This is a genomic window from Yersinia sp. 2466 StPb PI (genome assembly GCF_041538325.1).
In the GTDB taxonomy this organism is placed as follows: Bacteria; Pseudomonadota; Gammaproteobacteria; order Enterobacterales; family Enterobacteriaceae; genus Yersinia; species Yersinia enterocolitica_E.
On the sequence record NZ_JAULSL010000001.1, the window covers coordinates 639,077 to 651,636 of the forward strand.

The window sequence follows — 12,560 nt, forward strand, 5'->3', positions numbered from 1 at the left end:
TCAGTATTGCCAGTTCAGGTTAAAGCCCACCGTCACTGAGTCGGCTTTGAAGCCATCAGGTTTTGACAGCGGCTTGCCAGCAAACAGGTCATAACGGGTATTGAGCACCGTGCCGCGCACACCGACGACACTGCCCGCCAGATGGTGGCCCAGCAGATAAGGGTCGCTGCGACCGCTGACCTCGCCGTAATCCACGCCGACATACAGTTCATGGCCTGGTAGCGGGGTATACCAGCCGAGATCATTGCGCACCGTCCAGCCGCGATCGGCATTCAGCGTGCGTTCGCCATCAAATCCGCGCACTGACCAGCGGCCGCCGATGGAGAATTGATCCTGTGGCGTCAGGGGGGTGTTGGTGCTTTGCCGCTGATATTGCAGGTTGTAATGGACGTTTTGCGTCGCAATCACAAAAGGAATATCCAGTTGCGCATTCAAACGCAGAATTTTGCTCAGGGCAGTGGCTTCGCCGAAATACTCTTCTTGTGCCGGTACTGCACCCAACCAGCGGGTGCCGCGCTGGTAACTGATACCTGCGTCCAGTGTGGCCTGCGAGATAAAGTGGCGATGTTCCAGCCCGACACGCCAGGCCGAGGTACGGCGGCGCTGCACTTCAATTTCGGTATCATTGATATAGTTTTTCGACGAGCGGGTCAGCACATCGTAGGTCAGGGTAGTTTTTTGGCTGGCATTGCGGTGCAGCAGGCGGCTGAGTTGCAGCGTTACGTTCTCCGACTCCCCCCGGTAATGGATATCGCCATTGAGGCCCGCCACCGTCTGGTGGTAGTCATAGCTGCTGGCGGTGATGCCCGCGGTCCAGTAACCGAATGGCAGCGAGTAGTGGCCGGTCAGGTTATTGGTGCCTTTATCGCCGCGATCCTTTATTGACCCCCCGGCAGAGACATAAAACAGGTCACTCAGCGAAAGCGGGTTATCGAGAAACAGGGTTGCGCCACCTTGATAACGGCCGGTACTGCGGGTGCCGGAGTCATCCAGTGAGGCCGCCAGCCGCCACATTTTACTCTGCTTCCAGCTCAGGGCGATATCGGTCTCGCCGGGGGCATCACCCGGGACCAATTCCATGCTGGCTTGCACGGTGGGGACGCGCTGTAGGTTCTCCAGTCCTTGCTCGATATCACGCAAATCCAACAGGTTACCAGGGCGGGCAGGGAAGGCACTGAACAACGTGACATGGCGGTCACTGCCGGGCGTCAGCTCAACATGGCGTATTTTGCCGGGCACCACGTGTAACGCCAGCGTGCCGCGGTTTAAGTCCTGCTGCGGGGCCAGTACCCGGGTGGTGACATAGCCATGGTCGATCAGGCGGTTTTGCATCTGGCTCATCAGCAGGTTAATGCCCTGGCCGCCCAAACACTGGCCTTGCGCCTGATTGGCGATACGTTGCAGTGGCAACCAGCGAGGTAATGGCTCTGCGCCACTGATTTTTATACGATCAATGGCAAAGCAGGGGTGCTCAACCGGGAATACAATACGGCCCAAAGAGGCCGCTGGCGCTGATAAGCGCACATCCGGTGTTGCGGGGGCCAAACGCTCTTCCAGTGCCCGTTGCCGGGCCTGTTGATGAATACTTTGCTCAACGGGGGGGAATTCCGCGCCATAACTGGCGAACGGTATAGTCAATACTGGCGATAATACGCCCGCGATTAATATAAAATAACGGGAACGCGACACAATAAAGGCCCCTCCCCAATAGGTTGGGGTAGATAAATATAAGATAATTTGTGCGCATTATGCCTGCAAAAACGTTATTTTCAATGTGTTTTTGTCGATAAAATAAGCGAATAAGAACACACCCCTGCAAGTGTAGGAAATATCTCACACAAGAACTTGTGAAGATAACGTTCTTATTTAGAGGTTTTTTTAAATTAAGTGGGTAATAAAATATGGAATGTTATCAATAAATTCCCGTCAAAATTAGGGACTTAGATAATTAGACACGCAGACGGGATCCTATATTAGTCGTTACCGGTGTTTCAATTTTTGAACCATTGAGATAATTCACTTCTGCAAAAATAGAGGTGTTACTGCAATACCCACGCCATATTTATCGATATTACCGGAAAAATTATTAACGAAGCCAATACCGTTAGTAGCGACGGTATTCGTTTTGATAAATTCACGGGCAATAGCCAGTTTAACGTAAGGCTTGACTGCCATTTGATTGACGGTATAAGAAGCCGACAATATCGTGCCTAACTCGCCTTACCATAGGGTTCCAGTACCCAGTTGTGATAAACAGGTAACTGATAACCACTTTCTACCAAGATGGTCAAGGCATTCTGGCTGTATTCCGCACGCACACTCTGAGCACTCAGTTCATTATTAAAACGGTTAGCTTTCAACACCATATCAATATAAAGTCCGCTTTTATCCAGATAGGTCAGGTAGAGGCCACCACTGTAACTGCGAATATCACCCTTTGCATCCGCGCGGTGAGTGGATTTGACATCGGATGAGCTGTAGCCGGTAAATGCCCCGATCAACACATTACCCCGACTCAATCCAAACTGTTTGTCGGCCTCAATTACCATGCCACCTAACGTGTTTTTGAAAGAGACCTATTTATCATCAGACAATCGGCTGTCATCGGTAAGGTAACGCGCCCAAACGCCGACAGTGCCATCAGCCTCTGTTTTCAATTCACCTTGCCGCTGACGCAACGTACTCAGTTCCACATTCAATATATGCCGTGGCGCGGCCACCATATTAAACACACCGTCTGCTCGGGTGGCCGCCTTCGGCTGCACACAAAATTCCTTTCGCCTTTCTCCAACACTTTGCTTTCGAGTTTTGTCAGGTAATCTGAAGTGGTCAACAAAAACTGGCCACCGCGTTAGAGTTTTTCCAGTATCGATTTTCTGATTCGTTTGGTGGCAACCCACCGTTATATTCGTGCGGCCTGAGTGCGCTGTAATATCCAACGATATAGTCCGTTATGGCGTGAGTCGCATCGCTGAAGCTTACGTAACCTGTCACTGGCACCCATTCGTTTTTCAGACTCCGGAAGAAGCGTTCCATTGGGCTATTATCCCAACAGTTTCCACGCCGGCTCATACTCTGTCTGATCCGGTAGCGCCACAGTAACTGCCGGAACTGCCTGCTCGTATAATGACTGCCCTGATCGCTGTGGAACATCACTCCTGCGGGCTTACCCCGAGTTTCCCATGCCATTTCCAGTGCTTTCATGGTGAGTCTACTGTCCGGCGAGAACGACATTGCCCAGCCCACTGGCTTTCTTGCAAACAGATCGAGAACAACAGCGAGGTATGCCCAACGTTTGCCTGTCCAGATATAGGTCACATCACCGCACCACACCAGGTTTGGCTCTGTTACGGCGAACTGTCGCTCAAGGTGATTCGGGATAGCAACGTGTTCATGACCGCCACGCTTATACCGGTGAGTCGCCTGCTGGCAACTGACCAGCCCCAGTTCTTTCATGAGCCTGCCAGCAAGCCAGCGCCCCATCTGGTAGCCTCTCTGCGTTGCCATTGTGGCGATGCTTCTTGCTCCGGCCGAACCGTGGCTGATGCCATGTAGCTCAAGTACCTGACTTCGTAACACAGCCCGTCTGCCGTCTGGTTTTTCAGGACGGTTTTTCCAGTATTTATAGCTGCTGCGATGAACCCCAAACACATGGCAGAGAGTGGCCACAGGATAACGCGCTCTGAGTTTCCCGATTATCGAGAACTGTTCAGGGAGTCTGACATCAAGAGCGCGGTAGCCTTTTTTAATATTTCGTTTTCCATTTCAATACGTTGTAGCTTTTTCTTCAGCTCACGTATTTCGATTTGTTCCGGTGTTATCGGAGAGGATTTTGGTGTTTTGCCCTGACGCTCTTCACGCAGTTGCTTGGCCCATTTTGTCATCGTGGAAAGACCGACATCCATAGCCTTAGCGGCATCAGAGACGGTGTAGTTTTGATCGACAACCAACTGAGCGGATTCGCGTTTGAATTCAGGACTAAAATTTCTTCTTTTCATTGGAGCACCTGTGTTGTTCTGAGGTGAGCATATCACCTCTGTTCAGGTGGCCAAATTCAGTAAACCACTTCAATCCAGACGATACATCAGTTCAGGTACCGCATGGCTAGCTATGATAAAAGATCAGAACAACACTGGGACAGTGATTGAATTTGGATTATGTCGAGGACATGTTTTAACCCGGCGTATCTGACCTGTCAGTACGGGGTGCACAGGCCAGGCTCTGTGCTCAGTGGGGAACGAGTCGGGATAGCGCCACTAGCACCACTAGCACCACTATATTCAATATCACACTGATGATGAAGTACGTTTTAAAGGGCTGTTTTTGTGTTTTATGGCGAAAGATTTGCTGACCGAGAATTGCTCCGGGCCATCCACCCACAAATCCAAACACCAGCAAGGTGAACTCAGACACTCTACGCCAGACTTTGCGGGCCGCCATTTTATCTACACCATAAACCACGAGCGTCAACACGTTAGCGAACAGGAACCACATCACAAGAGGATGAAGCAAAAATGAGCAGCCGATAGCAACTAAGGCCAGAAGCAAATAACAGAAGCTATTGAGGTTCATACGATAGCAACAGCATTAATCAATCAGAATGGAAGGGAACTATATCCGATTCTGACGGAGGCGGTAACCTTAACGTTTTCCAAACGGCCGTTTACAGGCAAAAGTACTGCTTTAGCGGTTGTTATTACCGTAGAATAACGTCGGGTTTGACGCTCAGGGCAACTTGATGGTCATCGCTCAAACTGCTTTCCGTCGTATACAGGAGTTGTTGGCATTGGGGGCATGTTTTTGTTCCAGTATAATTATGCTGGCATAGCACACAGAAGTAAGCTCTGTGTGGCAGAGAACTCAATGGCACATGTTGGGCCATGATAGTCCTGCGTAAGGTACTTAAGGTATCAGTAGTTTGTGACGATGTTGATGCCATTTTTGCTCGGTATTTACAGTTTATATCGGGGTTAAAATCGGGATGCTCCTGGTCATGAATGAATAGACGCCCTGCGACATGAGTATGTTGTAATTGCAGTGGGTTATGGCAGGAAGGGCAGTAATAGCATTCAGCTGCTGAACCTAGAAAAATACTTGCACTATTAACTCGTGAGCCCTCTGTTGTCAGGGCGGTTCTGATGCGTTGATACATGATGATATCCTTAATTACCCTAAGTTTTACGTTTGGTTAAATCGGCCTACGGTATATATGGCGGTCCATGGAATTGCTTTGGGGTGTATAGCTATACGGTGAGAAAATTGAGGCTCAGAAGCTTGTTTGGGATGTATTTGATACTGTGAATACCTGTCTGGCAGGGTCTACAGTATTTCTCCCATAGTAGTGACCCGCGCATAATGATGTATAACCCCTTTCCGCCGAATTGCAGGCATGCGTCATCCGACCCTTGAGGGCTGATATTGATGCAAGCAGTAGACGGAAATCGTGGGGAGGTTGGTGTCGATTAATTGCTAAACAAGATGCTATTGGCGGGACTGGGCAATACGTTCATTTAACCAGCTTTCCACTTCGCTTTGTAGCCATCGAGAGCTTCTCCCCATCTTAATGGGTTTGGGGAATGAACCATCTTTAATCAGTTTGTAAAACCACTTATCAGTAAGGCCGGTAAACTGCGTGATAAATACCATATCGATAAGTTGATCGTTTAGAAGGGATGGGGTGTGGGTATTCATGATTAAATCTCCTTTAAGTGAGTAAAGGAGGAATGAACTGCCTTCAGGTGTGTGACAGCCTTCCTCAGTGGATGGAAGGCCATGTAAAAAACTAATGATATCCTGTTTGTTTATTGTGTTGGATGCCCTTCAGTACCTCTCTCTTTGCGGGTTTTTCGTGCAGTCTGTCGTGTGAGCTTGTTTTCCTGTTCTTGTTCGTCATATATGGAATTTCCCGCTGAGCGGATCCTGTTGCTGTATATTTTGGTCCTGTGCTTCGCCATGTATTCGGTGCGTTCCATGAGTTTTTTGTAGTCGTCTGTGGCTTTCAGATTGGCCCGGTTAAGGCGATAGCAGGGAGACTTACAAAAATAGACCAGACCACGATATTCCTTACCTTCCAACTTCAGCGCACTCAGCCACGCATTGATAATCAGGTCAGCCAGATTCCCCTCTTTCCAATAGTTGCCCAGCGAGTTGAAAACGTCCATATTGAACATAAGCAGTGTGTGATAATGAATCTTTTTGCCGCACTGATTATTCTCCCTCACCCAGATGTAGTGCAGCTCAGAGTAATGCACCTGTTTGCCGGGATTTTCCTTCTTTTTTCGTTTGTATCGCGCTTCAAGTCTTGATGTTATTGCCGCCATAAAGGCTTTCATCGCTTTATTGCCTTCAACGTCATAGTTATCGGGAAAGCGCAAGTCAACGCGAATAACCAGTAACCGTGGGTGCGTTATTAGAGCATTGCGCACGGTACTACCGAATCGTGCTAGATAAAGATAATTATGCGTTGCCAGATTGATCGGGTATGTTTTATTGGGTTGTTTATCCGTCATGGTTCTTACTCTTAATTTGTTATATTTACAAAAAGTCGGCGTCTCATAAAGACATCCGTAAGAGATGTACATAAATCACTTACACTTAGGGAGAGTGTCTTGCAAAGCCATTTATTTACATTTGTAACTTAATGTCATGCATGTGTTTTAATTATTTCAGAAGCCATCAAGACTTATCCTGATACATTTTGTTCCTCACGCTGATAAATAACATGATGAATACATAGTATTGCAACTAATAAGTTACCTTTGCCATCATCAGAGTTGGCTATGGCTTACTCATATGAGATGTTGGGATGCTTATGGGTTAAGCAGCGTATTAGTATTTCATAGTATTGTGATGAGGGTTATTTTTTTATGTTGGTTTGTAATTTCATTGCATTTTTTATTGGGTTGTTGTTTTCTGTATTTGTTTTTCTTATTATTATATTAGCATTCTTTCTTTCATGAATATATATTATTCTTGTTGTGTATATATTATTGTTATATGTATTACTCTTGTTGTATATATATTATTAATAACCGACAGTACTTCATGCATCCCCTAAGAGCGTCATGCCTTGCAGCACTAAGTTCCTGTGGGGGTAGCGCGTATTGTTTGCTGCTCATTTTTACTCTGAAGTTAGCTTTTGATAAGGAATAAAAAAATCACACAAGAAAATCCAATTTTCGGTTGTTCTCGTAAGGTGCTGATGACAGGGAAAACGCTACCTTAGCGGAGAGATGTCTCCTATTTTATCAGAATGTTGTTGATATTGCTGTACGGTTCGCAGGGCTCAAAATACAAACACTTTGTCGTATGCGGGCGTGGAAAAAGTTATGAAGGCAGTAGTTTTCATACGATATAGACCTCAGTAAGAAAAAACATAGATACCCTATAAAATCTGACAGAACGGACCTTATCAGTCATATACAAGTAGATTTTTTATGCTTATCACTGTTGCAGGAAAAACATTTAATCAGTAAGTTATAAAAAGTGCAGCACTTATTATGTCTGTAAAGGTGCTGCACCTGTTACATTATGGTTTCAAAAAAAATGAATTGTGGGAGGATGGCGTGACCAGTAAAAATAGAATTACCGTCAATTTTAAAAGTGAGATTTACAGCCATCTGATAAGAATGGCGAGTAAAGAGGGGCCGAGCCTTGCCGGGCTAGTTCAACGTATCGTTACTGCAGCTATCAGAAACGATATAGTTGATACAATGCTGCTGGAGAAACTGCGTCTACATATTACGTCGGGCAATAAAGACAGTGCTCACACAGAGCGGGATGTTCTTAGAATCCTCCATGAAACCAGCCAGCTGGATGTAAACAAAAACATCATAATTATTCTGAAATCCAGGGAAATCATACTTTATGAATATATTTTTGAATTGGTTGATACTGAACCTTCTCGTCGTGGGGAACTTACCAGTTTTTTAAAGGAACAAGCTAGAGATGAAATAAGGGGATATATTAAGCAAAAGGTTATTGATATTTTTGGGCCACTGGGGGGCGAGCCTGATATGCTTCATGTATTTATCAAGCTCGCGAAGGTTGAGTGCTATCAAGATAAAAATAATTCATGGCATTTTAAAGTCACACCAAAACTTCATGTATTACCTCTTTTTAATAGAGATATTAATGGCAGTAAGCTTGACTTTTTTAATATTACATACAGACAATTCCGTGACGTAGCAACGTTGGGGTGGAAACAGAGTGAGTATGAAAGATTATTTTTAATTAATTCCGCGTCCCACTCACGTTCTGGCGGTTATTTTATAGGATACTCATGGCTTGAAATAAATCAGCTTGAAAAAGAATATAAAGATTTCTTCTCTGTTCATGTTAATAGTGACCACTACAAACCAAAAGATGTTTTTTGCAGGCTGTATATACATAACCGAGATGTTAAATTCAAAGTTGTACCCGATACACAAAGTAGAAGTGTTAAATCACTGCTAAATAAATATTAGCTGCAAGAATTTTCAGACTGATATTACCTCCATAAGAACGGCAGCAGATTTTGCTACCGTTTTGTTATTTCAACTCACGGAGGTTAATGTGCCAGATAAAACCGAACAAGGCATCTCCGCCTTGATACCACCACTCTCCCTTCTCCCTGACAACCTCTCCAGCGCCATTCTCAAACATATACATCAGTGCATTCATTACGAACCCACGATTGGCATTATGGGTAAAAGCGGTGTGGGTAAATCAAGCCTCTGCAATACCTTATTCAATCCGCCTCCCGCCAAGGTCAGCGCCATTAAAGGATGTACCCGCCGTGTACAAACGTATCAATTGGCTCTTGCGCCGCATGCGTTGCTCATCGTGGACTTTCCGGGAATAGGTGAAACACCCGAACTTGACCGCCTTTATACGCGGTTATATCAACACTGGCTGGGTCAACTGGACCTGATTATCTGGGTGCTTAAAGCTGATGATCGGGCATGGAACGATGACATTCGTTGCTATCGGCAATTGATTTCGCAGGGAGCAGACCCCGTGCGCTTTCTTTTCGTCCTCAATCAGGCTGATAAAATTGAACCCTGTCGGGAATGGGACCTCGTCACTCACCAACCTTCTTTACGTCAGCAACAGCACTTGCAGGTAAAAATAGCGCAGGTCAATGCGCTGTTTTCACCCCGACATCCTGTTCTGGCCGTATCGGCGTCGGAGGGGTTCAATATGCTCCTCTGGGCTGAAACCTTCATTCGTGCTTTGCCGGATAACGCCAGCAGTGCAGTCACACGCCAACTGGAGTTGGGTTATCGTACGGAGAACGTTATCAAGACGGCGCGCGACAACTTTGCCCGTGGCGTGGGCGATATTTTCGATGATGCGCTCTCTGCAATGCAAACCACCGGTGCGCTGGTGCATCAGCTTAAACGGCTTCGCCACCGACTGCTTTCGGTTGTTCACGCTGTCTGGCATTTCCTGTTCTGATTTCTCACGGCCAACGGTTTATTCGTTCGATCTGTTTCGCCGATCGAACACCTATTTATAATAGTTATAATCTATCAATAATTGATTTATGATCGACAATACCAATAGATTTCAACGATCGGTTTTGGCTTATTGATCTTAATTAACGATTATCTCTCTTTCCCACATCTCGCTACGATCCCCTTTCCAGAACGGTCGTCATCCCTCAATTTCTGTCTACTTATTGATGAATACAGGAGTATTCCCATGATGCAACGTAGTTTCCCTTATCCGGCCTTTGTGCTGCACAATACGAGGTCCCCATGCTAAAACCTTATCCTCTGTCCAAGCAGGACAGCTATGCCTGGGCTCTGGCCATTGTTCTTCCACTACTCTGGGCACCCTTCGCCATTTTCTTTCCTAAAGAGATTGCTCTTGGCTTTTATCTGGTTCTCTCACTGGTCTGGACCCTTCTTGACCGGTTAAGCCTGATGAAACAAGAAAAAGTACCGCCTTCGTTTTGGTATTTTCTGCTACCCATGGTTTATCTGCGGCAACGTGACGAACGTCAGGGGAAACCCTGGCGTTTGTTGCAGGTATGGCTGATATGTACTGTTTTGTCGGTGATAGCCGGTGAGCAATTTAAAAAGCAGTCGGGTACAGAACAACTTGCGCAGAGCGCTTGTTCTATTGTTACCCAGCTCATGAAACAGGAAGGTATTGATGAACGCTGTATTCGGGTAATGGACTTAAAGGAAGAGGTCAGCGGGCGTTTTTATCGGGCACAGGCCCTGATGAACACCGGGAATAAAGAGCCGGTGACGATTGAAGTCAGAGGCAGGGATATTTATGTCGTTTTACCTGAGTGGGAGGAATGAAAATGAAAGGTCAATTTAAAAGTCTCGTCCGCGTTTTTCTCTTAAGCACTGGGCTGTTGTTGTCATGTGTACATGCAGTACAGGCTGACAATTCGCGCTGTGTAAAACCTGTTTTTTATGCCAAAACGCTCAACCATAACAAAGAAGTCGCCATCTGCATGGATACCCCTTACGTGTCTTACTCTTTTGGTAAGACCGGCTCCCCACATAAAGAGATGGATATCACTGTTCCGGCAGCCAACACCACTTACGTATACCAGAACAACCAGGTTATCAGCATTCAGGAATTCACCGTCAAAAATGGTGATACCCGTTATCAGGTCTCCGCCGGAACAAACGATGACGGTGAGCCCGTCACGTCACTCTACGTTTATAAAGGCGCGCCGGACACCGGAAAACTGCTGGCAGAGATAAAACTCGATACCCATACGGTGGTGAATAACATTAGCCACGCACTGGCAGATGACGGTATTGCTGAATCAGGTAGCCTTTAATTGCCCACAAAAGGAGTGAGCAAGTGAACGATAACTGAATAGCGATATCACGATGCTTATTCACCACTGACTTTACTCTTTATACATCGTCACCCTACTGGCCCTCAGTCTATTTAGACTGGGGGCCTTTTATTTGGAGAAAACACTGATGACCCGTTTAGCGTCCCGTTTTGGTCGGGTGAACTCTGTTCGCCGCGACCGTCCCCTGACCCATGATGAACTGGCCTACTATGTGCCCAGCGTGTTTGGCGAAGACAAACATGCCTCCCGCAGCGCCCGATACACCTATATCCCTACTATTACACTATTGGATAAGTTGCGTGAAGAAGGGTTTGTGCCGTTCTTTGCCTGCCAGACCCGAGTACGAGATTTGGATAAACGTGAGCACACCAAGCATATGGTGCGACTGCGCCGAATAGGGCAAATTACGCAGAGAGAAGTGCAGGAGATTGTTTTGCTCAACAGTCACGATGGCTCTAGCAGCTATCAAATGCTGCCGGGGATGTTTCGTGAAATTTGCAGCAACGGCCTGGTTTGTGGTCAGAGTTTTGGCGAAATTCGTGTACCACATAAAGGGGATGTGGTGGAAAAGGTGATTGAAGGGGCCTACGAAGTGTTGGGGATATTTGACCAGATAGAAGAAAGTCGTGAAAGCATGCAGGCATTAACGCTGTCAGCGGAGTACCAACATGCACTGGCCCATGCTGCACTGACCTACCGTTATGGCGAAGAACACCATCCGGTCACGGAGTCGCAAATCCTGATGCCCCGTCGTTGGGAAGATAAAAAAGATGACCTGTGGACAACATTTCAGCGTGTGCAGGAGAATCTGACCAAAGGGGGATTATCGGGTCGCAGCGGCACAGGCAAACGGGCACAAACCCGTGCTATCAATGGTATTGATGGTGACATCAAACTCAATCGGGCGCTGTGGGTCATGGCTGAACAGCTTAAACAGGCAGTGGTGTGACCCAGCCTCACGGCTTCGGTGACGATCGATTTCAACGATCGGTTTCGCGTTATTGATCTGCACAACCCATTATCTTTTCTCTTTACCCATCGATAAAATTGATAGGGTTACCTGTCAGCAAAATGTATTTAAAACAGCGGTCAGGCACAGGCGTTATGCCAATGTTCAGGGAAAACCACCGCCCGTTATCCCCACGATAACGGGTTTTTAATCTAAGAGATGCTGCCTCTCCTGTGTTCTACCTTCACTCACGATTTTAAATATTAAGTCACATTCTTTACCCATTCCATGAGCAGGCTCCCCGGTTTTCCGGAGGGGCCTGTTTTGCTATTTATCCCCATATAAAAAAGGATATTACTCATGAATACCCCAAGCCCAGCTCAGACGGGCACACTAACCGCCACCCGGGTTTCTGATGCGCAACGCATCCATTTCTGGCCAAAATACTTTGGTCAGGTGCCCAAATGGGCGTTGATTGAACCACAGGTTTTTCGTTGGCTGGACCGATTGTGTGAAGACTACCACGGCGACTTTTGGGACTTCTACACCTTGCCCAACGGCGGGGCATTTATGGTCCCGGGCACGGAGCAAGACTAAGTGTTGTTTAACGCACTCAATGGCAATGGGGCCACCGTCAGTCGTGAAGCCGCGGGTATCACTGCCTGCCTGATGGCCTACAGCCACTGTGCCTGCAGCACCGAGAGCGAGACCATGACCGAACACTTCTACTGGCTACGGGAATACGCACTGCACCACCCCGAAAGCCGCGCCATTTTCTCCCTGATTGACTGAGCAACAAGG

Annotated in this window: 11 protein-coding genes and 2 pseudogenes; 6 read left to right on the forward strand and 7 right to left on the reverse strand. The window is 46.9% G+C overall.

All coding sequences use genetic code 11. The features are described 5' to 3' along the window. The 7 genes and pseudogenes from Q2T72_RS02910 to Q2T72_RS02940 all read right to left on the reverse strand — a co-directional run bounded on the left by Q2T72_RS02910 (window position 1) and on the right by Q2T72_RS02940 (window position 6,509). Complete coding sequence (locus tag Q2T72_RS02910) at window positions 1-1,689, reverse strand: ShlB/FhaC/HecB family hemolysin secretion/activation protein (RefSeq protein WP_372568608.1); 1,689 nt, start codon at window positions 1,687-1,689, stop codon at window positions 1-3. 259 nt (window positions 1,690-1,948) lie between these two features. After that, a pseudogene (locus Q2T72_RS02915) lies at window positions 1,949-2,759 on the reverse strand (autotransporter outer membrane beta-barrel domain-containing protein); the annotation flags it as partial. A 70-nt stretch (window positions 2,760-2,829) separates the two neighbouring features. Further along, window positions 2,830-3,998 (reverse strand): IS3 family transposase gene (locus tag Q2T72_RS02920; RefSeq protein WP_372568609.1). Its coding sequence is split into 2 segments (ribosomal slippage): window positions 2,830-3,749 and window positions 3,749-3,998, totalling 1,170 coding nucleotides; the frame shifts between segments, so codons are not numbered across the junction. Window positions 3,999-4,227: 229 nt separating this feature from the next. After that, a complete protein-coding gene (locus Q2T72_RS02925; RefSeq protein ID WP_372568610.1) occupies window positions 4,228-4,572 on the reverse strand; it encodes a DUF1294 domain-containing protein in 345 nt (114 codons plus the stop codon). Window positions 4,573-4,696: 124 nt separating this feature from the next. Beyond that, window positions 4,697-5,152, reverse strand: coding sequence for a putative zinc ribbon protein (locus Q2T72_RS02930; RefSeq protein WP_372568611.1), 456 nt, complete (start codon window positions 5,150-5,152; stop codon window positions 4,697-4,699). Between the two features lie 329 nt (window positions 5,153-5,481). Beyond that, window positions 5,482-5,691 (reverse strand): helix-turn-helix transcriptional regulator, encoded by a 210-nt coding sequence (locus Q2T72_RS02935; protein ID WP_372568612.1) that lies wholly within the window; start codon window positions 5,689-5,691, stop codon window positions 5,482-5,484. A 110-nt stretch (window positions 5,692-5,801) separates the two neighbouring features. Then, the gene (locus Q2T72_RS02940; RefSeq protein ID WP_372568613.1) at window positions 5,802-6,509 is read right to left on the reverse strand and encodes an inovirus Gp2 family protein; all 708 of its coding nucleotides are present in this window, start codon (window positions 6,507-6,509) and stop codon (window positions 5,802-5,804) included. Window positions 6,510-7,565: 1,056 nt separating this feature from the next. Between Q2T72_RS02940 and Q2T72_RS02945 the strand changes: the two genes are divergently transcribed. From Q2T72_RS02945 to Q2T72_RS02970, 6 genes and pseudogenes are all read left to right on the forward strand, one after another. Next, complete coding sequence (locus Q2T72_RS02945) at window positions 7,566-8,465, forward strand: hypothetical protein (RefSeq protein ID WP_372568614.1); 900 nt, start codon at window positions 7,566-7,568, stop codon at window positions 8,463-8,465. A gap of 88 nt (window positions 8,466-8,553) precedes the next feature. Then, window positions 8,554-9,438, forward strand: coding sequence for a GTPase family protein (locus Q2T72_RS02950; protein ID WP_372568615.1), 885 nt, complete (start codon window positions 8,554-8,556; stop codon window positions 9,436-9,438). A gap of 302 nt (window positions 9,439-9,740) precedes the next feature. Next, window positions 9,741-10,295, forward strand: coding sequence for a hypothetical protein (locus Q2T72_RS02955; RefSeq protein ID WP_372568616.1), 555 nt, complete (start codon window positions 9,741-9,743; stop codon window positions 10,293-10,295). A 2-nt stretch (window positions 10,296-10,297) separates the two neighbouring features. Further along, window positions 10,298-10,789, forward strand: a complete 492-nt coding sequence (locus Q2T72_RS02960; RefSeq protein WP_372568617.1) for a hypothetical protein — start codon at window positions 10,298-10,300, stop codon at window positions 10,787-10,789. 148 nt (window positions 10,790-10,937) lie between these two features. Next, a complete protein-coding gene (locus Q2T72_RS02965) occupies window positions 10,938-11,759 on the forward strand; it encodes a DUF932 domain-containing protein (protein WP_372568618.1) in 822 nt (273 codons plus the stop codon). A gap of 360 nt (window positions 11,760-12,119) precedes the next feature. Then, window positions 12,120-12,551: pseudogene (locus Q2T72_RS02970) on the forward strand (antirestriction protein). The last annotated feature ends 9 nt before the right edge of the window (window positions 12,552-12,560 follow it).

Excerpts from the sequence above, each read along its gene's own strand:
- Q2T72_RS02925 (WP_372568610.1), bottom strand. The coding sequence starts at position 4,572 with ATGAACCTCAATAGCTTCTGTTATTTGCTTCTGGCCTTAGTTGCTATC.
- Q2T72_RS02930 (WP_372568611.1), bottom strand. The coding sequence starts at position 5,152 with ATGTATCAACGCATCAGAACCGCCCTGACAACAGAGGGCTCACGAGTT.
- Q2T72_RS02935 (WP_372568612.1), bottom strand. The coding sequence starts at position 5,691 with ATGAATACCCACACCCCATCCCTTCTAAACGATCAACTTATCGATATG.
- Q2T72_RS02940 (WP_372568613.1), bottom strand. The coding sequence starts at position 6,509 with ATGACGGATAAACAACCCAATAAAACATACCCGATCAATCTGGCAACG.
- Q2T72_RS02955 (WP_372568616.1), top strand. The coding sequence starts at position 9,741 with ATGCTAAAACCTTATCCTCTGTCCAAGCAGGACAGCTATGCCTGGGCT.
- Q2T72_RS02960 (WP_372568617.1), top strand. The coding sequence starts at position 10,298 with ATGAAAGGTCAATTTAAAAGTCTCGTCCGCGTTTTTCTCTTAAGCACT.
- Q2T72_RS02965 (WP_372568618.1), top strand. The coding sequence starts at position 10,938 with ATGACCCGTTTAGCGTCCCGTTTTGGTCGGGTGAACTCTGTTCGCCGC.